This is a genomic window from Empedobacter sp. GD03861, from assembly GCF_029840885.1.
GTDB lineage: Bacteria > Bacteroidota > Bacteroidia > Flavobacteriales > Weeksellaceae > Empedobacter > Empedobacter falsenii_B.
This window is the reverse complement of sequence record NZ_JAOCDJ010000013.1, coordinates 35899-57296: the sequence shown is the minus strand read 5'-3', so window position 1 is coordinate 57296 and position 21398 is coordinate 35899. Positions and strand designations below refer to the sequence as shown.

The following is a 21398-nucleotide window of genomic DNA, read 5'->3' as shown; positions in this document are numbered from 1 at the left end:
TTAATTTAGTTTTTTCAGCTGTTGCGCTGTAAAAGTATTGTATTTTTTGGCGTGCGATTTCACCAAAGTTTTAACTTCTTTTGGTGCAGAACTATAATTTTCGACAATAAATGTTTTATCTTCTTGTATATTTTGATTGTATTTGATAAACTTTGGAATATTCTCTTGAATAATCAATCGAATTAAACGATTTTCAACATCTTTCGAGTCCTTTTTTATCGAATTATTGATCAAAGTTGCTCCATCTGTAAAATATTGTTTCTTCGTTTCCTTATCTTTTATATACCTTGCTTTCAGAATTTTAGACGCACCTTTATATGCAATAATTGTTTGATTATCACCTGAATAATTATCTAATTTATTATACAAAATAGATACATTATTCGATGATTTTGAAGCGTTTTCAAAATCTGTTCTCAATTCGGATAAGGTTAATCCAAAGAAAAATGAAACCGATAAAAAAATAGATAATAGAGTTTTCATTAATCTAAAACTTTATAAATTGCACTAAATTTTAACGCATTTGTCGTTTCAAAAAATGAAGAATTTTTCACTTTCACTTCATTATTTTCACAAACAACATTCAAACTCAAATCCAAAATAGGATTAATAAACGGATTTATTGTCGCCATAAATTTCACATTCGAAACTTTAGACAAAAACAAATCTTTCGAAACAAAACCTTCTGTTATCTCCTTTATTATCTGCATCATGCAAACACCAGGTGTAATTGGGTTATTTGGAAAATGACCTTCGAAAACTTGATGATTTGGATTTAATTCAATTTGAACTTTAAAATTATTTTCATCAATTTTCTCAGTATTTTTAATGATATATAGATTAGGAATAAGCATTTGTAATAGTTTTGAGTTACAAATATAATCTAAAAAAAGATGAATTGTACCTTAGTTTACTCTTCCTCTAATTGTATATTTACTTTTGTAAGTGTGATACTTAAATTGAAGTGATTATGTTTGATTAAAATCTGATCAGGAAAATCTGTTTGATCTCCAGAAAATTGATTAATCGTTTTTATTTTATTATTCTTTAAATGAACCAATTCTTGAAAATAATTTGATTCATTCTTAGCAAAAATTAAACTCACTTCTTTTGATTTTAAAATCGTTTGATCTGTCGTTTTTATATGCTCATCAACTTGAAAATCATTCTTAAAAATAGCTTGTAAATCTTCTGCAAGAGTTTTTACAACCACTTTTTTTTTCAAATCTGGCATTACATAATTCAATGTATAATCGTGGTCTGTAACTGACAAATCGAATAACGTATTCCCAAAATCAGACGTCATTACCACACGATGCGAGTTGTAACCCAATTTTTTCACAACAAAATTACCTTTCATTTCCTTTTTCATGAACGTAATCTTGAAACAATAACTATACTCTTTATCAGTTGAACTAAAATATGGGTTCAAAAACTCCCTTTCATCCTTTTGTTGTTCTTGTATATCAGCAATTTTGTAAGTCGTTCCACAAGAGGTTAAAATGAAAAAACTAAGGATTAAAAACAGACGCATTTATTGTTTTATTTAAAGATTTGTTGGTAAATAAAATTTTCGTGTAATCATCCGAAGGTTCAATTAATTTGACTTCTGTAACCGTTGATTGACCTGAATAAAACGTCAACTGAATTTCTTTGATGTACTTTTTTACATCCTTTATTTTTGGTTGTAATTTTGCAATTCGAGATTTATCAGTTTTCGCAAAAGTTATGATAAAATCGTTTGTATCAAACAAATTTCCACTTACACTTCCGACAATTAATTGATTTAATTTTTCAAATTTTTTATTTCCTTGTAAATCTACACTCGATTTTTTCCCTTCATCATTAATGTAAATTTTTCCATTGTTAAAAATCACATTATAATCAATTGGTTGTGTATAATTCCAACGCATCGCTTTAGGATTTTGCAAGTACAATTTTCCTTTCGAAACAATTGGTTTATCCAAGAAACTCATCACTTTATATTGTGTAAAATCAGCCGTCAACGTTTGTATTTTCTTAGAATCAGCTATAATATCTTTTTTGAAATTCTCAATTTCAGCATTACTCATTTTACTTTCTTGCGCAAAAATTGTCAAGTGAAAAAAAGCTAATAAAATGAAGATTTTAGTTTTCATATACATCAATTTTCAAGAGTTCATTTAATGGAACTACTTTATAATTTTCCTTTTGTAAAAATACGAATAATTGCTCTAAAACATTCGCAGTTTTGTCTGAAGTATCGTGCATCAAAATAATAGAACCAGGCTTTATTCGACCAGTAATTCGGTTCAATAATTTTTTTTCATCATTGATAACTGTATCCAAAGAACGAATATCCCAACCAATTACATTATGTTGTGTTTTATTTAAAGCCTTTGCTATATGTGGATTTGTGACACCAAAAGGTGGTCTAAAAATTTTCGTCGTAACGTTTATTTTTTCTCCAATAAGTTGATTGGTAGAAACGATTTCATCAATGATTTTTTCTGTTGAATAAAAACCATTTTTAGAAGAGTGATGAAATGTATGATTCCCTATCAAATGTCCTGATTGATGAGTTATTTCAAGAATTTCAGGATAATTTTCGATTTGTCTACCAATGCAAAAAAAAGTTGCTTTCGCACTATTTTTTTCTAAAATGGTTAAAATTCTTAGTGTAAATTCCGTCGGTCCATCATCAAAAGTAAGAGAAATTATTTTCTCTGAATGATTATTTCCTCGATGATAAGCTTTCAAAAAATAGTTAAATCGAATTTCAAAAGCTCCAAAAATTGTCAATAACAACCAAATAATAAAAGGTATAAACAAATAAAAAAAAGACAAACCTTTTGTAAAACAACCAATTGATAAACAAATTAGTATAACTACAAAAAGGATTGTGACTACTCTGAATTTCATATCGATTGAAGCAATACTAAACTCAAATCTTTACCTTTATGACCATTCACTAAAAGTACGTTTTTATAACTTTCAGCTTTTACGTCATTCTTTTTGAATTGGTTTGGTAAAGTTTGATTTTTCAATAATTCACAACCTAACACAAATCCGAAAGCAGAGGAAGTTCCAAATTCTCCAATAAAATCTTTGTATCCAAATAACTCAAGTTGATTTAAATCATTAATATTCAATAAATTTTCACCAGAAATAATCGAATCAATATCGGTTAAATCAATATGATTCAATTGAATGAATTTTAAAATTTCGGAATATAAATCTTCAAATTGATTTAAAATAGAAACATCTAAAACTTTTGTATAAGAATTTTCATTTCTTTTATTAGATAAAACACAAAAATGAGCACCTTCACTATATTTAATTCCTTGATTTTCTTCTGATTCAATCTCACCAATTAATTGTAACAACTGATATGTTCTTTCTCCAATTTCATCAATTCCACCAACCAAAACGTTATTTACTTCTTGATTTTCAACTTGTAAAAAACCATCTAGAAGTGCATTTTCAAACGAATTAAAACCATTTGTATACGTGAAATTATACGCATTACAACCAAGATGCAAAGCAATTTGAGAACCAACTGTATTGTGCGTAGATTGAATAAAAGCTGTTGGCGTCAAAAACTCTTCTTTGTTTTGAATAATATTTGTCAAAAACTTCTCAGAATCAACCAAACAACCCAAAGCAGTTCCAGTAATTATTGCTTCTGGTTGTTTAATTCCTGCCTCATTCAATGCTTTTAGAGAAGAATAAATTCCCATTTTTACACCAGAAGCCATTCTACGACTCATCGCAGGAGAAATAATATCTTTTAACGAAGGCGATTTTGCCTTAGTAATAGAAGCTTCTAAAGGAAGAAAATCATCAGTTATTTTATCTATAAATTGCACATTTACAAAGCCTAATCCGTTTACAAATACTTCTTTCATGATTTAGAAAAAATTAAAGTTGAACAATTTCCTCCAAAACCAAACGAATTTGATAACACATATTCAATATCTTTCTTTTCCAATTTTGTGGTCGGAAAGATATTCAACTCTTCAATCGGAGATTGAAAATTAAGATTTGGATAAACAAGATTATGTTGAATACTCAACAAACTGAATACCGCTTCTACACTCGCTGCAGCAGCCAACGTATGACCTGTAAATGGTTTTGTAGAACTAAAATTAGGGACATTTTCTCGGAAAATTCTCTTCAAAGCTCGACCTTCTGTTATATCATTATTGTTTGTTGCAGTTCCATGAACATTAATATAATCGATTTCTGAAGGCTGAATAATAGAAGTTTCGAATGCTTTTTTCATCGCCAAATACGCTCCTTCTCCATTTTCAGACGAAGCTGTTTGATGAAATGCATCATTAGCATTTCCAGCACCAACTAAATAACCAAGAACTTTTTTATTTGACTTTTGAACTGATTCTTCTGATTCTAAAACTAAATAAGCTGCTGCTTCACCAAGATTTAGACCTTTTCGATTTTCATCAAATGGTTGATTAAACTCATCACTCAAAATCATCAAACTTTTGAATCCATTAATGGTAAATTTTGACAAAGCATCCGTTCCGCCAACAATCACTCTATCTAATTTTCCTGAATTAATCAAGCGCGCTCCATACATAATCGCATTCGCAGCCGAAGAACAAGCCGTACTAATTGTAGAAACAAAGCCTTTCAAACCAATTTCATTTGCAATTTGATTGGAAGAAGCGCCCGCATCGTGACTCGAAATATACTTTTGTTTCTCGGGCAGGTTTTCATAATCCAAAAAATAATTTTCCGTCATATCCATTCCTCCCACACTTGTCGAAGAAATCAGTCCTGTTCTGACTTCATTTACGTTTTCGATTCCTGCATTTTTCAGAGCTTCTTTCACAGCTATTAGTCCTAACATCGCTGTTCGAGAGAAATTATTCTCTGAAGATAAGTTTAAAAAAGTTGCTAATTCATCATTCGATAATTTAATTTCACCTACAAAAATTTCATTTTTATGAATAGAATCAAAATTTTCAAGGCATGATAAACCATGCTTTTGATGAATTAATGAATCGAAATTCTCTTCGACATTCTTACCAATTGCCGAAATAATTCCCATTCCTGTTATTCCAACTTTTTTATGCATTATTTTGTTCTATTTTTTTCAATATAGTCTGCCATTACTTCTACCGATTGAAAGATCGTTTTTCCTTCTTTTGGATCGGTAATTTTGATTCCATATTCTTTATCCAATAAAACAATCAACTCCAAAGCATCGATTGAATCTAATCCCAAACCGTCACCAAATAAAGGATCATCATTTTTGATATCCTCTACTGATACATCTTCAAGGTTTAAAATTTCGATAATTTTTACTTTTAAGTCGTTAATTAAATTTTCCATAGTATTTTTTATTGTAAACTAATATTGTTTTTAATCTATTAAGTACATTTTCGCTTCGTAATCACCTTGTAAATAATCTACCCAAGCCAAAACAACTTTCTTTGCTTTGTTTTTTAGAATTAAATAATTCGCATACTTTTTTAATTGTTCTTCATTAAAATTTTTCGAAATAAAAAAAGCATTTTCTGTCTTCAATCCATGACGAATACTCACTTCACCCAAACAAATATTTGCTAATGTGTAGACAAAAACAGCAGGACTCGGAAAAATTTCATCAGTAGATTGAATACTTTGTTGATGTTTCAAATCTGATTCTAAACTCGAATTTCGATTTGCAAAAACCAATGCAATATCTTGATTTTCATTTAAAGTATTCTCATCTTTCAACAAAATTTCGGCAGCTAAAAAAGCTAATTTACTTTGATAATCCATTTTATAAAATTTTGGATAATCAATTTCGAAAGATTTAAAGAAATTTTTCGAAAATATACCAAAATCTCCTGAAGAATCTTCAAAATGAAGTTCATCATTCAACCAAACTTGTTCGTTTCTAATCTCAACTTTAGTCATTCTGAACTTTTTTTAGAATAATTACAGCATTACTTCCTCCAAAACCGGACGAAGTTTTCAAGATAATATTGACTTCTTTTTGAAGATTTTCATTCAAAATATTTAATGGAACTGAAGTTCCTATTTCACTAAAATTATGACTTTTCAAAACTAAATTTTCTTCAGCTTGCTTCATCGCAATAATTAATTCCAACAATCCAGAAGCGCCCAATGTATGTCCGTAAAAAGCTTTTAAACTATTTGTCGGAGTTTTATCCATTTGTAAACGATGAAATGCAATTGCTTCCATTTCATCGTTATACAATGTCGCCGTTCCATGTGCCGAAATATAATCAATTTCATTTGATGAAATATTCGCCTCTTTTATCGCAGATTCTATACTCAAGACCAAACCTTCGCCCGTGCGAGATGGTCCAGAAATATGATTTGCATCGTTAATTGAAGATTCACCCAAGATCTGAAAACTATTTTTTTCTTGACTTTTTGAAAGATAAACACAAGCCGCAGCTTCGCCTAAATTAACACCTTTTCTATCTTTGTCAAATGGTTTACATAATTCAAAATCCATTGCTTGAAAAGAATTGAAACCTGTCAAAACAAAATCTGTCAACTCATCCAAAGCCAAAACATATGCATCATCAAACTCATCAATTTCAATGAAACGTTTTGCAACATTAACTGCTAAAACTCCAGAAACACAAGCATTTGAAATGATAATTGGTTCAGTTTTAAATCCAAAATAATCTGCAATTTTCTTTGCAAAATTTGGAATTGAAGCTTTTTCTAAAGAATCAGAAAGTTGATCAATATTTCCTTTTGTAGTTGAAAGTACAAAAGCAGTTCGTTGTGAAATTTTTGATTTTTCAATAATAGATTGAAGAGCTGAAATACCAATTATTTCTAATCGTGTATAATGTTGATTATCTTTTAGTTCATTTTTTAAATTTAAGAAAATTTCATTCTCAATTTTCCCAGCGTAAAAATTCTTTAAATGACCAAATGAATCAATTTTAGAAACAGCCGAATTTCCTTTCAACAATTCATTCCAATTGGTTTGAATAGAATTTCCGAAAGGTGTTAAAATATTTGCACGATTAATGTAAACTTTTTCCATTACAACAATCCTACTTTTTTCTTCCATTCTTCAAAAAATGGTGGCAATGTTAACATTAAATCTCCTTCGTTGTCTAAAAAAACTTGAGTCGTTTCTCCAATACAAACCAATTTTTCATCTTGATTAAAAATCTTGAATTTGTATATCATTTTAGCAGCCAAAGTATCTTCAAAAGTTGTTTCTATTCTACATTTATCGCCATATTTCAATGGAAATTTATGTTCACAAACCGACTTAATGATTGGTATTACAAATCCGCTTTTTTGAATATCCAAATAACTAATCCCAAAATGACGTCCAAAAGATTCCCTTCCATCTTCAAAATACGTAATATAATTCCCATGCCACACGATTCCCAACGGATGGGTTTCATTGAATCGTACTGCGAAATTGGAATTATGTACTAACGTTTTAATCTTCTCTTCTGAACTTATCATAATATATAGCGGCAAACAAGGTAATAATATAGAACAAAGTTAACAAAATAATATTCGGAACAATCTGAAGAAAAGATTGATTTCGCAGAATTAAACTATAATAGCCATCGAGTGCCCAATTCATCGGTGATATTTTCGCGAAATGTTGCATAAAATCTGACATCGCAAAAACTGGAATCCAAACACCGCCAATTGCAGCTAAAATAACGACTAAAGTCGCTCCAAAAGGTGCAGATTGTTCTTGGGTTTTCGCAATTGTACCTATTAAAAGTCCTAATCCAATTGCTGCCAAAGAAGCAAATACAGTTAATCCGTAAATAGAAAATAATATGCCATCCGTTTTGAAACCTGGTAAATCAATCAATGGAAAGACTAATTTAGCGACACATAAAATCATTGTAAATTGCAATAAACTTATGATTAAATACGTGATGGTTTTTCCGATAATTTGAACAGAATAAGGCATTGGACTTGTTAATAGTCGAATATGTGTGCCTAAACTTTTTTCTTTTACAATGTTGATAGAAAGCGGAACAACAATAAAAAATATCGCAAATAATGTCCATGCAGGCACATTATGTTGTGTAACATTTGGTTTCAAAACTGATTTAGAATCTTCGGGAACAATCTCTTGAAAATGAATAAACTTCTCATTTTGAAATCCTAAATCATTTGATCCCATCTCTTGTTGAAATGCTTTGTAAATACTTTTATTCTCAGTATCTGTAATTAATTTATCCAAAACATTCGACACATTTTCTTTGAAAGCCAGTGAAGTTGCAGGATCAAAGTATAATTTAATCGTTTTTGGATTTACTTGTTGATTATATTTAACTTGCGTGCTATCAAAAGCAAATTCGTTCAGAATTTTCTCAACATTCTGATTGATTTTATAATTCAAATCCTTTGATAATTTCGCTGGAATTACAATTCCAACTTGGTATTTTCCTTTAAAAACTTCAGTTTTCAGTTCATCTTCCGTTAATTTTTTCCCATTTAATTCAGTTACAATTTTTAAATTTCCTGAATGTGAAATATGTTTTTTTACAATCGCAGAAATACTATCTTGATCATGATCAATAAATAGAACAGGAATACTCGCTTCAGCAAAAGAATCATAGGTACTTTTCTGAATTTTAGTCACCGTAATAACCAAAATCAAAGGCATAATAAAAAGAATCACCAATCCGCCAATATCACGAATAAGTAATAAAATTTCTTTCTTTATACATGCTAAAAGTTGGCTCAACATATCACGATAATTTAGTTAAATTAACAAAAGCCTCCTCCAAATTATATGCATTCACTTGCTTGATTAATTCTTTCGGTTCAGCTGTAACAATTGATTTTCCTTGATTCATAATTGTAACTTGCGTACAAAAACCTTCGGCTTCTGCCATATGATGAGATGTATAAACAATCGACATTCCTTGTTGATGAAGCTCTTGTAAATAGTCTAATAATGCAATTTTTGATTGTATATCAACGCCAACAGTTGGCTCATCTAAAAAAAGAATTTCTGGCTGATGAAGAATTCCTGCCAATAAATTAATGCGACGTTTCATTCCTCCCGAAAAAGAATCAATTTTTTTATCCAAAAACTTAGACATTCCTACTTTTTCAGTCAAAAGCTGAATCTTTTCGTCTAATTCTTTTGAAGGAACTTTATAAATTTTTCCAAAAAATTCTAAATTTTCACGCGCTGTCAACGTTGGATACAACGCATATTCTTGCGGAACAATTCCAATGATTTTCTGAATCTTTTTTAAATCTATTTTTTAATTTAAATTTTGAATCACAACATTACCAGAAGTTGGTTTAATCAATCCAGAAAGTATCGACATCAAGGTTGTTTTCCCTGCTCCATTTGGACCAAGTAAACCGTGAATTTCGTTCTGTTTTATCATCAAAGATAAAATTCCCGAATTACTCAAAAATTTCACTTATCCTGATCTAGGTTTAAAATATTTTGAACGTTTGCCTACACTATTTTTTGGAGGAAGTGAAGCTAAAGTTTTGATGCATTATGATGTCGATATGACGGATTTCATTCATTTTCAGTTCCAAGGTGATAAACGAATTTTGTTGTTTGATCCAAAACAATCCAAAGCTTTATATAAAGTTCCACTTTCGGTACATACAATTTACGAAATTGATTATGATCATCCCGATTACGAAAAATTCCCAGCTTTGAAACACGCAAAAGGTTTTGATTTTGTCATGAATCATGGCGATGCTTTATTTATCCCACGTGGTTATTGGCATTATAATCGTTATTTAGAAGCAGGATTTTCGATGTCTTTACGCGCTTTCCCTAATGAATTTTTCCAAGTGATGAATACCATTTATCATGTATTTATTATGCGTTACACCGATAAATTAATGCGTAAATTATTTCAATCGAAATGGATTAATTTTAAAGAAAAATGGGCAATAAAGAAAAGTCATCGTTATTATGGAATTGAGAAATAGGTTTTAAATATTACTCAATTTTATAATCCATAGGAACCATGTTTGCTATTTTTTCCCAGCTCCAATATCCTTCAACAACCAAATTAGCAGGATGGTAATATGTACCATTTTCTTCAATTTTTAATAAATCGCTTTTTATAGCGAAAATAGAAAGTTGGTTCGAAATATATTTTGCACCATTCTGTTTTGCATAGTCCAAATCCTCTTTTTCATTTTTGTATTCAACTGAATATAATCCTTTAAAATTAAGATACTGATTATTATTATCAACGATTTTCAAACTATCAGATGGAACTTTTTGATTAACTAAGTAAGTAATTATTTTTGGAGGAACTTTACCTTCAATTCTACCTCCTAACAAAGTTTCTTCTTTAAATTTTATGTATTCAGGATTATCCTTGCGAATCAATCGTTTTATATCATATCCTTCTTCCTCAATTTTATTCTCATAAACTGCTTTCATAAAATGAGTAATACTTCCTAAATAAGATTTACGACGATTTTCTTGCCATTTTTTTTCTTTAGAAGCTGATGATTTTAACTCAGTAAAAAGTGCTGTTCCAAGAGTTAAGACATAATTTGACTTAAAATCAACATTAAAATCAACCAAGTCATACTCGATTTTATAACCTAAGTAATTGTTTGTAATGATTAAAGGATTTCTAGAAGTAGCAGATAATTGTCGTGTATTTTTATCATATTTAAACCTTAAGTCTTTCGAATTTTCTATTTTGCATTTTTTTGCAGCTTCATTACTTCCCAAAAACAATTTCAAAAAAGTCTGATAATAATACAACCAATCTTCTTTAGATATTGCTTGAACAACTGTTTCTTGCAACGCTACCACTTCAGGTTCTAAAACTACTTTATAAAATGTAATTTGATTTGTATTAACATTCAAAATATAATTTTCAAACAAACTTGCACGAACAATTAAGTTATATTGTCCATTAGGAAGACTTAGTTCAAATTCACCTTTTTCGTTCGTTTTTGATTTAATCGTAGAATTATCGACATAGATTTCAGCATTAATAATTGGAAGCGATTTTTCATCAATCACTTTTCCTTTAATTGTATTTTGTGCAAATAGATTACTACTAATTAAGAAAAAACCTAAAATAATAATTTGTTTAAAATTCATTGACTAAATTTTAAAACAAGATAATAAAAAAACCGCTATAAAGCGGTTTTGAATTTATTTGAAGAAATATGTAATTCCTAAAGTTAAAAATGATGAACGATTTGTTCCATTATCCCAACGTTTATAGTCGTAAGTATCTATTAAACCATATTGATAGCGTAAATTAATTTCGTATTTTCTATCAATAGAATAACCTCCACCGATATTAAAAGCTAAATCAAACGATTTTGGAACATTATTTTCTCTTTCAGGTTCATTTTCATCAAATTTTTCTGATACTTTGAAACCTAATTGAGGACCACCTTCAACGAAGAAATCTTTTCCTTGATCATCAAAATAGTATTTATACATAATTGGAATATTGATATAATTTAAGAAAGCTTTGTATTTCTCTCCACCTTCTTTATATAACGAATATTCACCTTGAGTAGTATATAAAACTTCGGCTTGTAAATAATGATTTTCGTTTCGAGTAGTTAATTGATATTTTGCAACTCCTCCAACTAAAAATCCAACTCTCTCTTTAGAAACTCCATGAACAATAGTTGTGTTACTAAGTCCAACACCTCCTTTAACTCCAAATTCGATTTGAGCAAAAGAAAAAGTAGATAAACTTAAAAGAAATAAACTTAATAGATTGGTTTTTAAATTTTTCATAAGTTATTGTATAATTTTAACAAAATAAAAGCTTTTTTTAATACAAACTTCATTTCATAAAAAAAGCTCTCCAAATGAAGAACTTTCTATATTATTTTCGAAAATTTATTTTTTTGGTTGAGGAGGAAATTTAGCAAGAATTTCTTCAATTGCTTTCGGGATTCTTTCCGCTTTAGCACTGATATTACTCAAATTAAGATCAGAACCAACACCTTGCCAAACCAATATATTACGTTTATCATCAATAATGTCTATTACAATTGTTCCTGCTTGATAAGAAGAAACGCTATTTCCGCCGTAATATCCGCCATAGTAACCATAAGGACCGTAGCCCCAATTGTTATTATTTACAGAAACTTGTTCTTTAGAACTTGTCAATAAATTAATGACTAAGTCTGCATCAGAACTTACTTTTGTAAATCCTTTTGTAGCCATTTGTGCATCAATTGCTTTAATTAGTCGATTCTTATCCAAATCGTTAACCTTTAACTTATCTAATCCTTTTTGGTGAAAAGTATAAGTTTTATATGAAGCAAAATTTGTTGATCTGTCGTAATCTGTACTTACTTGAACTGTTCCACAGCTTGTTACAAATAATGACAACAAAATTATAAAAGTAAAGTGTATAATTTTCATGACCTTGATTTTTTATTTAAAACTACAATTATTATTCCTAAATGTAAAGGTAAATCAAAAAAAAAGAAGCTCAAAATACATGAACTTCTTTTTAACTAATATTTACAATTTTATTTTGCTAATTCTAACTCTTGAATTTTCACTTCAACAATTCCATTGTGATTGATTCTAACCAAATCTACAATTTGCGTTTCGTTGACTAATTCAGGATTAAAATCTGTCTGAACTTTTACATAATTTTCTGTAAAACCAAACATTTTCCCGTCTTTATTATCATGTTCCCAAAGCACTTTTTGAGTAGAATTTAATTGAGACTGATAAAAAGCTTGACGTTTTTTCTCTGATAAAATTCGTAACATTTTATTACGACGTTTACGTTCTCCTTGATCTACAACTCCTTCAAATTCGATCGCTTCTGTATTATCACGCTCCGAATAAGTAAATACATGTAAATAGCTAATTGGTAATTCGTTTAAGAAATTATATGTTTCCATAAACAATTCTTCTGTTTCTCCTGGAAAACCAACAATTACATCTACACCAATACACGCATTTGGCATCACTTCGCGAATTTTTGTTACACGATCTAAATAAAGATTAGATAAATAACGACGTTTCATTTTCTTCAAAATCTCATCGCTACCAGATTGTAATGGAATATGGAAATGCGGAACAAATCGATTACTTTTTGAAACAAAATCAATTGTTTCATTTTTTAATAAATTTGGTTCAATCGAAGAAATTCTGATTCGTTCTATCGCATCAACTTGATCTAATTCTTGTACCAATTCCAAGAAAGTATGTTCGTGTTTTTTATTCCCGAATTCACCTTTACCGTAATCACCAATATTTACACCCGTTAATACAATTTCTTTGATTCCTTTTTGTGCAATTTCATTCGCATTTTTGATAACATTTTCTACTGTATCTGAACGCGAAATTCCACGAGCCAAAGGAATTGTACAATACGTACATTTGTAGTCGCAACCATCTTGCACTTTCAAAAAAGCACGCGTACGATCACCGATTGAGTATGAACCAACGTAAAAATCGGCTTCTTCAATCTCACAAGAATGTACAATTGTTTCTTCTTTTTTATTGATATCGTCTAAATATTCAGCAATATTAAATTTCTCTGCAGCTCCTAAAACCAAATCAACACCTTCCATTTCCGCAATTTCTTGCGGTTTCAACTGCGCATAACAACCTACAACGACAACAAAACCTTCTGGATTTGCTTTCATTGCATTCTTCACAATCGTTCTGCACTCTTTGTCTGCATTTGCGGTTACCGAACATGTATTGATTACGTACACATTCGCAGAATCTGTAAACTCAACCTTCTGATATCCATTATCTTTCAAGTTTCTTGCGATCGTCGAAGTTTCAGAAAAATTAAGTTTACATCCCAATGTATGAAATGCAACTGTTTTAGTTTGATTATTCATAGCTGCAAATTTAAGAAATTATCCATAGTTTTGAAACATAAATAAATCAGCTATTCAAAATGACTAAATACTTTATCTACATTATGTTATTCGTTTCAATATTTTCGTGTTCTAAGAAAATTGAAATCGATGAAAACAAAGTATTTAAACTAAATCGTTACGATAATATTTCTTCTTTAGATCCGATTAATGCACGAACGCAAGCCAATAACTGGGCGTGTAATTTGATGTACAACAGTTTAGTGAAGATTGATAATCAATTAGAAATTCAGCCAGATATTGCAAAATTTTGGACAATTTCTGAAGATGGAAAAACGTATTCTTTTACTTTGAGAAATGATGTTTTTTTTCATAAACATGAAGCTTTCGGAAAAGATTCGACTCGAATTGTAACGGCTTCAGATTTCGAGTATAGTTTTAATCGTTTAAAAGATCCGAAAGCTGGAGGTTCTGGAGGTTGGATTATGAATAATATTGATTCATATAAAGCGATAAATGATACACTTTTTGAAATTAAATTAAAAGAGGCTTATCCTGCATTTTTGGGATTAATTTCGATGAAATATGCTTCGGTTGTTCCGAAAGAATTGTTCAAAAATGGAAACGAAGAATTCTTGAGACATCCAATTGGTACGGGTCCTTTTCAATTTAAGATTTGGGAAGATAACGTAAAAATGGTTTTCAGAAAAAATCCAAAGTATTTCGAATTTGATGAAAAAGGTCAACGTTTACCATATTTAGAAGCGGTTAATTTATCATTTTTACCTGAGAAAAATTCAGAATTTTTAGAATTAATTAAAGGTAATTTGGATATGATGGCAGATTTGGATCCTTCTTATAAAGATGAAATTTTAAATCCAATCGGAGATTTGAATCCAAAATATTCAAATATTTTAACGATTCAAAAAGTTCCTTATTTAAGTACCGTTTATTTATGTTTTTATCTTGATGCGCCCAATGCAGTTGATTTGAAATTGCGTCAAGCATTAAATTATGGAGTTGATAAAAACAAAATCATCAAATATATGATGAAAGGTCAAGCTTTTGAAGCAGATGGAGGTTTCATTCCGAAAGGTTTACCAGGTTATTCGCCAGAAAGTGGTTACAAATATTCTCCCGAAAAAGCACGTGAACTAATCAATAGCTATAAAAAAACGAACGAAAAAATTGTACCAATCGAGCTGACAACTGTGCAAGAATATGTAGATGTTTGTGAATATATTGCGGCAGAAATGGCAAAATTAGGCTTACCAATAAAAGTGAATGTTGTACCTGGACCAACGATGCGCGATGGAAAAGCAACGGGAAAATTTACGTTGTTTCGTGCAAATTGGGGCGCAGATTATCCAGATGCCGAAAACTTTTTGTCCTTATATTATTCGAAAAACTTTGCGCCAGAAGGACCAAATTATTCACATTACAAAAATGGTGAATTTGATAAAATGTACGAACAAGCATTTTTGACCAATAATCTAGACGAACGTGCCAAAATTTATCAAAAAATGGATGCATTGATGATGCAAAACGCTCCAATTTTGCCATTATTTTATGATCAAACAACGTTATTTTTGAATAAAAAAGTTAAGAATTTTTCGATGGGACCTATCAAATTATTAGATTTAACGAGAGTTTATAAAGAATAATTCCTTTGACATTTCTCAAAAAGTTTGAACATCTTTTAAAAAAATCTAAATAATATTTCATTTTATTTCACTACATTAGATAATTGTTAACTTATTTGAAATAATGGGTTTTCTCTAACGTTTGAAATCAACAATTTAAAAGAAATTATTTCAGAAATATAGGCGTTAAACCGAGTTTTTTTAGATATATTTGACACCAAATTTTTAATCAAAATCATTTAAATTTTTACTTATGAAAGTAAGACAACTTTTCGTAGTAGGATCTATCGTTACTCTTGTTGCAATTGGAGTAATCTCTTATTTTTGGCCAGGTATCTTATGGTCTTTAATAATTATTCTTCCTTTGATTGCTTTAGGATTTGCAGATATCTCGCAAACAAAACACGCTATCAGAAGAAACTTTCCAATTATTGGACATGGACGTTATTTGTTAGAAAGTATTCGTCCAGAAATTATGCAATACTTTGTTGAAACGGATACTGAAGGGAAACCTATTGACCGTTTGATGCGTAGTATGGTGTATCGTCGTGCAAAAAATGTAATTGACACAGTTCCTTTTGGGACGCAATTAGATGTTTATGAACCAGGATATGAGTGGTTAAATCACTCGATGTATGCAGGAAAAATCAAACATGCTGATGATCCACGTGTAAAAGTTGGTGGAAGTGAATGTAAACAACCTTATTTAGCAAGTTTATTAAACATTTCTGCAATGTCTTTCGGTTCGTTAAGTGAAAATGCTGTATTAGCGATGAACAAAGGTGCTAAATTAGGAAATTTTGCGCACAATACAGGTGAAGGGGGAATTTCTCCATATCACTTACAGCCAGGTGGAGATTTGATTTGGCAAATTGGTACAGGATATTTTGGTTGTCGTGCTACTGATGGTGGTTTCGATCCAGATAAGTACGTAGAACGCGCTACTTTACCAAATGTAAAAATGATTGAGTTAAAAATTTCTCAAGGTGCAAAACCAGGTCACGGAGGAATTTTACCAGCAAATAAAAATACTCCAGAAATCGCTAAGATTCGTGCTGTAGAACCATATACAACTGTTGATTCTCCTCCATCTCATTCAGCTTTCTCTGATGCAGAAGGAATGTTACATTTCATCAAACAATTAAGAGAATTATCAGGTGGAAAACCAGTTGGTTTCAAATTGTGTATAGGGATTAAACGTGAGTTTATCGAAATTTGTGAAGCAATGATTAAAACGGGTATCAAACCAGATTATATCGCAATTGACGGTGGTGAAGGTGGAACTGGAGCTGCTCCTGTAGAGTTCTCTAACTCTCTAGGTATGCCTTTGTTAGATGGTTTAGCTTTCGCAGTTGATACTTTACGTGGTTATGGTCTTAAAAAAGATATTCGTGTTGTAGCTTCTGGAAAAATTATTTCTTCTTTCCACATTGCTCGTGCAATGGCGATTGGTGCAGATTTAGTTTATTCGGCTCGTGCTATGATGATGGCTGTAGGATGTATCCAAGCTTTACAATGTAATACAAATACATGTCCAGTTGGTGTTGCGACCCAAGATCGTGAATTGATGAAAGGGTTAGATGTAGAAGATAAAGCAACTCGTATGTATAATTTCCACAAGAAAACAATGCATATATTATCTGAATTAATTTCTGCAACAGGTGTTAAATCTCACAGAGATTTCAATCGTTCTCACGTAAATTTACGTATCGACAATACGCGTATTATGTCTTATGATCAATTGTACCCAATTGTAGAAGAAGGTGCATATGTAGGAATGTCTGTAGAAGATGTTTTACAAGAAATTAGAGTTCGTACATTAAGTAAAGTGAATTAATCAATTTCATATAATAATAAAAAAAGCAATCCAATTGGATTGCTTTTTTTATTCAAGAATATTCCGTAAATATTGAGACGGACGAAAACCTGTATGTTCCAAAAAAGCATCTGAAAAAGTCTTTCTCGAATTAAAACCTGTTTCTTCTGCCAACGCATCAATTGTGTATTTTTTGAGATTTGGCTCATTTTCAATTCGTTTCAAAAGATGATTAATTCTCAATTCATTGATATATTGGTTAAAATTTTTCGATCTCGAACGATTAATATAATTTGACACAATTGTTCGATTGGCGTTCAATTCTAGAACCAAATCATTCAACGAAAATTTTGGATTTAGAAATAACTTTTGTTCTTCAAATAATTGCAAACTTTGTTCGAAATCTTCATCAATTTCAACTTCGAATTTTGTTTTTTCTAATTGATTTTCTTCCTTAATATCTAACTCAAGTATTGTTATTTCATCAAGACATTTTTGTAAATAATTCTTCTTTTTTTGATGTTTTTGATTCATTTTATAAAAAACAATTCCACCAAAAATTAGAATTACTACTAAACCAAAAAATGAAGATCTTTTGAAGTTTTGATTCTTTTCTTTCAATAAATTTCGTTCAGTTTTCAGGAATGTATTTTCATATTTCTCGAGATTTGGTTTCAAAACAGTATGATCAGCCACATAAAATAAACTATCAAAAGACAATAAATTATTTACAGATAATAATTTATCTCGACTATTTCCATATTTCTCGTTGTATTCAACTACTCGTTCATAAGAAAGTCGCAGTTCTTCATCAAGAATTTTATATTGTTTTGAGAATTCCACAACATTTTCAAAATATTGGATTGCTTCTCTATTTCGCTTTTGTTGATATAAAATTTCACCTAAAAATTGCTCCGAAATCACATACCATTTGATATCATTTTGCTTCCAGAAAGCTTGTTGTGCTTTTTTCAATGTATTAAATGCCGAATTATAATCTTTTTTGTAGAAATCAATAATTCCTTTATTCTTCAAAGCATATTGATAATTTACCGTATCAACCGTTTCAGATAATTCAATTTTGTTGTAATAATCACTTTTGTTCAGATGATTTGTTTTGCTATATAAATAAGACAATTTCCCAAGAATGGAAAGGTAAATACTAAACGATTTTGACTGATGTTTATATTTCTCGAAATATGGTAAAGAAGCTTCATACAATTCTATAGATTCCTTTATTTCATGTAAGTTTTCTTTTGTTTTCGCAATTCCTACAAGCGAAGAATAAAATGTAAAATCATCTTTTATTTCAGTTGATAGTTGTTTCGAAATGGTGAAATTTTTCAAAGCATTATTGTAATTACGTTGCTCCAAAAAATAATTTCCTTTTTCGATATAAGCTTCACTCAACACAACTTTATCATTCAACCGATAAGCTGTTGAAATCGTAGAATCAATAATTCGAAGATTTTCTTCAACCAAATCATTATTTTTTTGACGTAAAAATTCAGCTTTATCTTTTTGTGTTTTTCCAAACATATTTACTGAACTGAATATGAATAGAATAACTATAATAAATTTAAGAAGCCTATTTCCCGAAATTATAAAACGTAACATATTATATTTCTTTAATTTAAATAACATTGTAAACAATTATCATTTGACACCAAGTTGATAAAAAACATTTAAAAATATAAATTAAAATTGTTCAAACAAAAATTTTACTTCCTCTAAATGTAAGTAAAACAATAATCAACACAATTTTATTATGAAGTTTCTACAATTAATTCTCATTTTGATTAGCTCTTTTGCTTTTGCACAAGAAAAATATTCGATTACAGGATATATTTCATCAGAAAAAGAGTCAAAAACAATTCACGCAAAAGTTATTTTATACGATGAATTTCAAAATGTTATTCAAACAATTGAAACTGAAAATTCTAAATTTAACTTTGAAAATTTAGAACCTAAAATCTATTTAATTTCTGTTATTTATGACAATAATATTCAAGATGAAGAACCTTTTTATTTGAACGAAAATAAAACATTTCACTTAAACATTGATGAAACTGTACAAATTGATGAAGTTATAATCAATGGAAAAAAAGAAACTTTCAAAATAGAAAATGGCAATTATAATATTGATGTCGCCAATTCAAATTTTAATAAACTTGCTACAACTAAAGAATTATTTTCAAAATTACCAAGCGTCATGTTAGGCGCAGATCAAGAAACATTGACAATTATTGGAAAAGGAAACCCTTTGTTGTATTTGGACGATCAACAAGTTGATTTTTCTACCATTTCGAGTTTAGCAATTGAGGACATAAAATCGATTGAAATTATCAAAAACCCTTCTGCTAAATATGAAGCAAATGGAAAATCTATCGTAAAAATTAATCTAAAGAAAAGTAAAAAAGAAGGTTTAAAATTGACTTTGCAAGAAACATTATCTTTCAAAAGAAAGTTTAATAATTATTTCAATTCGACTTTTCAAATTCGTAAAAATAAAAGCGAATTTAAACTGAACGCATCTTATAATCAACTAAATCCGTGGGAAGGAAATGGATTCGATTATCGCATAAAAGACAAAAATATTCAGTCCAATTATTTCATAAAATCGCAAACTAAACGTCCACATTTTATTGTAAACACAAGCTTTTTTCAGGAATTAAATGAATCTGGAGATTATCTTTCATTTGCTATTAATTCGAATTTCAGAAAAGATAAAGGTTTGATTGATACCAAAACAGAATATTCAGAAAACAATGAAAATCAATCTATTTTAACCTTAAATGATAATGAAAATCATCGAAATTTTGTGAATACCTTGATGAATTACAATAAAAATATTCAATCAATTGACGTAAGTATTTTAACAGGTTTGCAATACACGATTTATAATACAGGAACGACATACGATTTTTACAATAAGATAAATGAAAATGATATCGAATACAATCAATCGCGCTATCAAAAATATCGTCTTAAGGTTTTTGCAGGGAAATTTGATGTAGAGAAAAAGTTTGAATCTGATCAAAAAATTGAATTTGGAGGACGTTTTACGCAAGCAAAATCAGAAACAACTAATCAAACGTTCTTTCCTCAAAAACCATCAGAAAAATTTCTTTACAACTTCAAAGAACTTAATCTTGCAGCCTATTTGCAATACACAAAAAACTATGAAAAATGGAATTATAAAGTTGGATTAAGAACAGAAACTACTAATTCTAAAGGTTTTGATGAAATAAAACAACTTTCGGATATTGATAAAAAATACATCGATTGGTTTCCGAATGCAGAAATTAATTACACTTTTGAGAATAAAGATGCGTTGACAATTTATTACAAACGTACGATTGATAGACCGAATTACAGCACCCTTTCTTCTGGGAATTTGTACGGAAGTCCTTATATCGAATACAGCGGAAATTTTAATATTTTACCTACTTACACTGACACATTTTCTCTGAATTATTCATTAAAAAAATGGAACATGAATGTGACGTATTATCAAAGTAAAAACCCAATGAATTATACATTGATTTATGATGATTTGAGAAATATTTCAACATTTACAACGGTTAATTTCGAAAAAGAAAATAATTTTTCTGTTGGTTTAGATGTTCCGTTCGAATATAAATTTTGGTCAACACAAATTAGTTTAGCTATGATTTATAGTAAAATAATTGATAAAAAAGCTGTTCTTAAAAAATCCGTTCCATATATCTATTTATACTCTAATCATAATTTCAAATTGGGAAAAGATTTCAATTTCATGGTTGATGGATATTGGCTAAGCAAACGAACAGAAGGAATTTATGATCGAAATTCTCAAGTTATCGTTAACCTTGGATTGACCAAATCATACAAAAACCTTGATTTTTCTATTCGTTTCAATGATTTATTCAAACAAATGAAATTTAGCGAAACATTGAATTATGATAAAATAAGTTCTAAAAACCTATTTTTAGTCGATTATCAAGAACTATCTGTTGGTGTTAAATATAATTTTGGCCGATTAAATAAAACCATCTCGAAAGAGAATAAAGTAAATGAAGAGGAAGGGAGAATTAGGTAATCTCAACTTATAAACCAAAAAAGCCATTCTTTCGAATGGCTTTCAATTTATGGATTGTTAGAATGTT

Annotated in this window: 21 protein-coding genes and 1 pseudogene; 4 read left to right on the top strand and 18 right to left on the bottom strand. The window is 29.6% G+C overall.

Annotated features, from left to right (window positions below):
- The 13 genes and pseudogenes from N5D03_RS08620 to N5D03_RS08560 all read right to left on the bottom strand — a co-directional run bounded on the left by N5D03_RS08620 (window position 1) and on the right by N5D03_RS08560 (window position 9365).
- On the bottom strand, window positions 1–483 hold the full coding sequence (locus tag N5D03_RS08620) for a hypothetical protein (protein ID WP_280037038.1): 483 nt from the start codon (window positions 481–483) through the stop codon (window positions 1–3).
- Complete coding sequence (locus N5D03_RS08615) at window positions 483–854, bottom strand: 3-hydroxyacyl-ACP dehydratase (protein WP_125350372.1); 372 nt, start codon at window positions 852–854, stop codon at window positions 483–485. Before N5D03_RS08615 ends, N5D03_RS08620 begins: the two co-directional genes overlap by 1 nt.
- 56 nt (window positions 855–910) lie before the next feature.
- A complete protein-coding gene (locus N5D03_RS08610; protein WP_280051374.1) occupies window positions 911–1360 on the bottom strand; it encodes a hypothetical protein in 450 nt (149 codons plus the stop codon).
- A gap of 151 nt (window positions 1361–1511) precedes the next feature.
- Window positions 1512–2144 (bottom strand): outer membrane lipoprotein carrier protein LolA, encoded by a 633-nt coding sequence (locus tag N5D03_RS08605; RefSeq protein WP_280051380.1) that lies wholly within the window; start codon window positions 2142–2144, stop codon window positions 1512–1514.
- Window positions 2128–2901, bottom strand: a complete 774-nt coding sequence (locus N5D03_RS08600) for a polysaccharide deacetylase family protein (protein WP_280051373.1) — start codon at window positions 2899–2901, stop codon at window positions 2128–2130. The genes N5D03_RS08605 and N5D03_RS08600 overlap by 17 nt, the downstream gene beginning before the upstream one ends.
- Window positions 2898–3887 carry a beta-ketoacyl synthase chain length factor gene (locus tag N5D03_RS08595; RefSeq protein ID WP_280051372.1) on the bottom strand — a complete coding sequence of 330 codons (990 nt, stop codon included), beginning with the start codon at window positions 3885–3887 and terminating at the stop codon, window positions 2898–2900. Before N5D03_RS08595 ends, N5D03_RS08600 begins: the two co-directional genes overlap by 4 nt.
- The gene (locus N5D03_RS08590) at window positions 3884–5080 is read right to left on the bottom strand and encodes a beta-ketoacyl-[acyl-carrier-protein] synthase family protein (RefSeq protein ID WP_280051371.1); all 1197 of its coding nucleotides are present in this window, start codon (window positions 5078–5080) and stop codon (window positions 3884–3886) included. The genes N5D03_RS08595 and N5D03_RS08590 overlap by 4 nt, the downstream gene beginning before the upstream one ends.
- Window positions 5080–5337: a phosphopantetheine-binding protein gene (locus N5D03_RS08585; RefSeq protein WP_019975316.1), complete on the bottom strand. Its 258-nt coding sequence runs from the start codon at window positions 5335–5337 to the stop codon at window positions 5080–5082. The genes N5D03_RS08590 and N5D03_RS08585 overlap by 1 nt, the downstream gene beginning before the upstream one ends.
- A 30-nt stretch (window positions 5338–5367) precedes the next feature.
- Window positions 5368–5907, bottom strand: a complete 540-nt coding sequence (locus tag N5D03_RS08580; protein WP_125350377.1) for a 3-oxoacyl-ACP synthase — start codon at window positions 5905–5907, stop codon at window positions 5368–5370.
- Window positions 5900–7048: a beta-ketoacyl synthase N-terminal-like domain-containing protein gene (locus N5D03_RS08575; RefSeq protein WP_125350378.1), complete on the bottom strand. Its 1149-nt coding sequence runs from the start codon at window positions 7046–7048 to the stop codon at window positions 5900–5902. Before N5D03_RS08575 ends, N5D03_RS08580 begins: the two co-directional genes overlap by 8 nt.
- Window positions 7021–7458 (bottom strand): acyl-CoA thioesterase, encoded by a 438-nt coding sequence (locus tag N5D03_RS08570; RefSeq protein ID WP_280049822.1) that lies wholly within the window; start codon window positions 7456–7458, stop codon window positions 7021–7023. The genes N5D03_RS08575 and N5D03_RS08570 overlap by 28 nt, the downstream gene beginning before the upstream one ends.
- Window positions 7433–8710: an ABC transporter permease gene (locus N5D03_RS08565; protein ID WP_125350380.1), complete on the bottom strand. Its 1278-nt coding sequence runs from the start codon at window positions 8708–8710 to the stop codon at window positions 7433–7435. Before N5D03_RS08565 ends, N5D03_RS08570 begins: the two co-directional genes overlap by 26 nt.
- Window position 8711: 1 nt before the next feature.
- Window positions 8712–9365, bottom strand: a pseudogene (locus tag N5D03_RS08560) (ABC transporter ATP-binding protein).
- 70 nt (window positions 9366–9435) lie between these two features.
- Here N5D03_RS08560 and N5D03_RS08555 point away from each other — a divergent pair.
- Window positions 9436–9930, top strand: coding sequence for a cupin-like domain-containing protein (locus N5D03_RS08555; RefSeq protein ID WP_347880917.1), 495 nt, complete (start codon window positions 9436–9438; stop codon window positions 9928–9930).
- 10 nt (window positions 9931–9940) lie between these two features.
- On the opposite strand, the gene N5D03_RS08550 is transcribed toward N5D03_RS08555, so the two are convergent.
- The 4 genes from N5D03_RS08550 to mtaB all read right to left on the bottom strand — a co-directional run bounded on the left by N5D03_RS08550 (window position 9941) and on the right by mtaB (window position 13812).
- Complete coding sequence (locus N5D03_RS08550; RefSeq protein ID WP_280049813.1) at window positions 9941–11071, bottom strand: carboxypeptidase-like regulatory domain-containing protein; 1131 nt, start codon at window positions 11069–11071, stop codon at window positions 9941–9943.
- Window positions 11072–11125: 54 nt separating this feature from the next.
- On the bottom strand, window positions 11126–11728 hold the full coding sequence (locus N5D03_RS08545) for a porin family protein (protein ID WP_114999523.1): 603 nt from the start codon (window positions 11726–11728) through the stop codon (window positions 11126–11128).
- Window positions 11729–11833: 105 nt separating this feature from the next.
- Window positions 11834–12364, bottom strand: a complete 531-nt coding sequence (locus N5D03_RS08540; protein ID WP_114999525.1) for a DUF4136 domain-containing protein — start codon at window positions 12362–12364, stop codon at window positions 11834–11836.
- A gap of 110 nt (window positions 12365–12474) precedes the next feature.
- Window positions 12475–13812 carry a tRNA (N(6)-L-threonylcarbamoyladenosine(37)-C(2))-methylthiotransferase MtaB gene (gene mtaB / locus N5D03_RS08535; RefSeq protein ID WP_038332401.1) on the bottom strand — a complete coding sequence of 446 codons (1338 nt, stop codon included), beginning with the start codon at window positions 13810–13812 and terminating at the stop codon, window positions 12475–12477.
- 59 nt (window positions 13813–13871) lie between these two features.
- Here mtaB and N5D03_RS08530 point away from each other — a divergent pair, with 59 nt between their 5' ends.
- Window positions 13872–15455, top strand: a complete 1584-nt coding sequence (locus N5D03_RS08530) for an ABC transporter substrate-binding protein (protein ID WP_280051370.1) — start codon at window positions 13872–13874, stop codon at window positions 15453–15455.
- A 232-nt stretch (window positions 15456–15687) separates the two neighbouring features.
- Window positions 15688–17271, top strand: coding sequence for an FMN-binding glutamate synthase family protein (locus N5D03_RS08525; protein WP_221855006.1), 1584 nt, complete (start codon window positions 15688–15690; stop codon window positions 17269–17271).
- Between the two features lie 48 nt (window positions 17272–17319).
- Here the strand turns inward: N5D03_RS08525 and N5D03_RS08520 are convergent, their stop codons facing one another.
- Window positions 17320–18789: a helix-turn-helix domain-containing protein gene (locus N5D03_RS08520; protein ID WP_185144172.1), complete on the bottom strand. Its 1470-nt coding sequence runs from the start codon at window positions 18787–18789 to the stop codon at window positions 17320–17322.
- 229 nt (window positions 18790–19018) lie between these two features.
- On the opposite strand from N5D03_RS08520, the gene N5D03_RS08515 reads away from it, so the two are divergent.
- A complete protein-coding gene (locus N5D03_RS08515; RefSeq protein ID WP_280051369.1) occupies window positions 19019–21331 on the top strand; it encodes an outer membrane beta-barrel family protein in 2313 nt (770 codons plus the stop codon).
- The last annotated feature ends 67 nt before the right edge of the window (window positions 21332–21398 follow it).

Excerpts from the sequence above, each read along its gene's own strand:
- N5D03_RS08515 (WP_280051369.1), top strand. The coding sequence starts at position 19,019 with ATGAAGTTTCTACAATTAATTCTCATTTTGATTAGCTCTTTTGCTTTT.
- N5D03_RS08570 (WP_280049822.1), bottom strand. The coding sequence starts at position 7,458 with ATGATAAGTTCAGAAGAGAAGATTAAAACGTTAGTACATAATTCCAAT.
- N5D03_RS08545 (WP_114999523.1), bottom strand. The coding sequence starts at position 11,728 with ATGAAAAATTTAAAAACCAATCTATTAAGTTTATTTCTTTTAAGTTTA.
- N5D03_RS08585 (WP_019975316.1), bottom strand. The coding sequence starts at position 5,337 with ATGGAAAATTTAATTAACGACTTAAAAGTAAAAATTATCGAAATTTTA.
- N5D03_RS08550 (WP_280049813.1), bottom strand. The coding sequence starts at position 11,071 with ATGAATTTTAAACAAATTATTATTTTAGGTTTTTTCTTAATTAGTAGT.
- N5D03_RS08620 (WP_280037038.1), bottom strand. The coding sequence starts at position 483 with ATGAAAACTCTATTATCTATTTTTTTATCGGTTTCATTTTTCTTTGGA.
- N5D03_RS08575 (WP_125350378.1), bottom strand. The coding sequence starts at position 7,048 with ATGGAAGAAAAAAGTAGGATTGTTGTAATGGAAAAAGTTTACATTAAT.
- N5D03_RS08605 (WP_280051380.1), bottom strand. The coding sequence starts at position 2,144 with ATGTATATGAAAACTAAAATCTTCATTTTATTAGCTTTTTTTCACTTG.
- N5D03_RS08615 (WP_125350372.1), bottom strand. The coding sequence starts at position 854 with ATGCTTATTCCTAATCTATATATCATTAAAAATACTGAGAAAATTGAT.
- N5D03_RS08595 (WP_280051372.1), bottom strand. The coding sequence starts at position 3,887 with ATGAAAGAAGTATTTGTAAACGGATTAGGCTTTGTAAATGTGCAATTT.
- N5D03_RS08590 (WP_280051371.1), bottom strand. The coding sequence starts at position 5,080 with ATGCATAAAAAAGTTGGAATAACAGGAATGGGAATTATTTCGGCAATT.
- N5D03_RS08530 (WP_280051370.1), top strand. The coding sequence starts at position 13,872 with ATGACTAAATACTTTATCTACATTATGTTATTCGTTTCAATATTTTCG.
- N5D03_RS08540 (WP_114999525.1), bottom strand. The coding sequence starts at position 12,364 with ATGAAAATTATACACTTTACTTTTATAATTTTGTTGTCATTATTTGTA.
- mtaB (WP_038332401.1), bottom strand. The coding sequence starts at position 13,812 with ATGAATAATCAAACTAAAACAGTTGCATTTCATACATTGGGATGTAAA.
- N5D03_RS08565 (WP_125350380.1), bottom strand. The coding sequence starts at position 8,710 with ATGTTGAGCCAACTTTTAGCATGTATAAAGAAAGAAATTTTATTACTT.
- N5D03_RS08520 (WP_185144172.1), bottom strand. The coding sequence starts at position 18,789 with ATGTTTGGAAAAACACAAAAAGATAAAGCTGAATTTTTACGTCAAAAA.
- N5D03_RS08600 (WP_280051373.1), bottom strand. The coding sequence starts at position 2,901 with ATGAAATTCAGAGTAGTCACAATCCTTTTTGTAGTTATACTAATTTGT.
- N5D03_RS08525 (WP_221855006.1), top strand. The coding sequence starts at position 15,688 with ATGAAAGTAAGACAACTTTTCGTAGTAGGATCTATCGTTACTCTTGTT.
- N5D03_RS08580 (WP_125350377.1), bottom strand. The coding sequence starts at position 5,907 with ATGACTAAAGTTGAGATTAGAAACGAACAAGTTTGGTTGAATGATGAA.
- N5D03_RS08610 (WP_280051374.1), bottom strand. The coding sequence starts at position 1,360 with ATGAAAGGTAATTTTGTTGTGAAAAAATTGGGTTACAACTCGCATCGT.